The organism is Desulfurococcus sp. (genome assembly GCF_049970475.1).
Lineage (GTDB): Archaea > Thermoproteota > Thermoprotei_A > Sulfolobales > Desulfurococcaceae > Desulfurococcus > Desulfurococcus amylolyticus.
Genome location: NZ_JBMFMW010000163.1, coordinates 1 through 1,145 on the forward strand (window position 1 = coordinate 1; position 1,145 = coordinate 1,145).

Sequence of the window (1,145 nt, forward strand, 5' to 3'; positions counted from 1 at the left end):
CCAATGTACCTCTTGCTAGTGACTAGAATGAATACACCTATAGCTATTATCGGGACAGCGAATACATTAGTAGCGTTACCGAATATTATCAACCATACGACACCTGGCATACCAGGAAGGCTCCATATGACGGGCGGTACTAAACCAAATATTAATAATACCGTGAAGATCGGATCCTTGGTTAACTCTGTGTAAATATTCCTCCTCTCAGGTTTTAATACATGAATAATGTTTACCCCTAGTAGTGAGAGCCCTATAGCACAACCTATGTATGATGTGTAGGCAGCGACGAAGAAGCCTAATAGCATTATATAGTATCCGAAAGATCCAAAGACATATCCTGTCCCATATGCAATATCAGCTATGGACGTTACATGTATTCCCTGTGGACGCAGTATCTCAGCACCTAGAGTCCAGAGCGCGAGGTTCAGTATGAGGAGGAATATTAAAGCGAAAGTTATATCGTAGATCGCTGATCTCACACCTTCACTACCTCGCCACCCTTTCTCTCTTACAAAGTAACTGTAGAAGAGATTGGTTATGGATCCCCCAATAGCTCCTATAGCGCCTACAGCTAGAAAACTTGCTTCCCATGGTCCTACTCCTGGCGGGAGATATAGGAAGTTAATAGCATTTATTAACATCATAGGTATTGCGAGAGGGTTCCTAAGAGTGTTGAATACTAGTATAGCCACAAGGACTGCTCCGGCGATCGCCGCAAGAGCCTTAAAGATATACTCAATGTACTTATACCATTCCCTACCCATCACTCGATAGAATATTATTAAAGAAAGAATCGAGAGAACCAATGCTATAACAAAGAGACCTATATCTCCACCAGCCCTTTCAGCAATCTCCCATATCCCAGCAGCAGAAGCCTTTAGTAGAAAAGCTCCATACATGTGTAAGTAGTATATAGTTGCTATGAGAAGTAGATAGAGGAGTATCCTAGAGATCCTTTTAAAACCCTCTATTATAGTCTCACCTGTCACAATAGTATACTTACCTATGAGGTACGTGACTACACTTCTTATGAGTACTGCGAGGGTCATAGTCCACATTAACGCATAACCATATGACGCCCCGGCTGCGGTAGAGTCAACAACATCGCCAGCACCCCACCATGTTAAAGCTATTACCACCCC

The 1,145-nt window shown here is 42.7% G+C and carries 1 protein-coding gene; it reads right to left on the reverse strand.

The features are described 5' to 3' along the window. A partial coding sequence (locus ACP5N5_RS07020) for an Nramp family divalent metal transporter (protein ID WP_428134531.1) occupies positions 1 to 1,145 on the reverse strand: 1,145 nt, incomplete at both ends.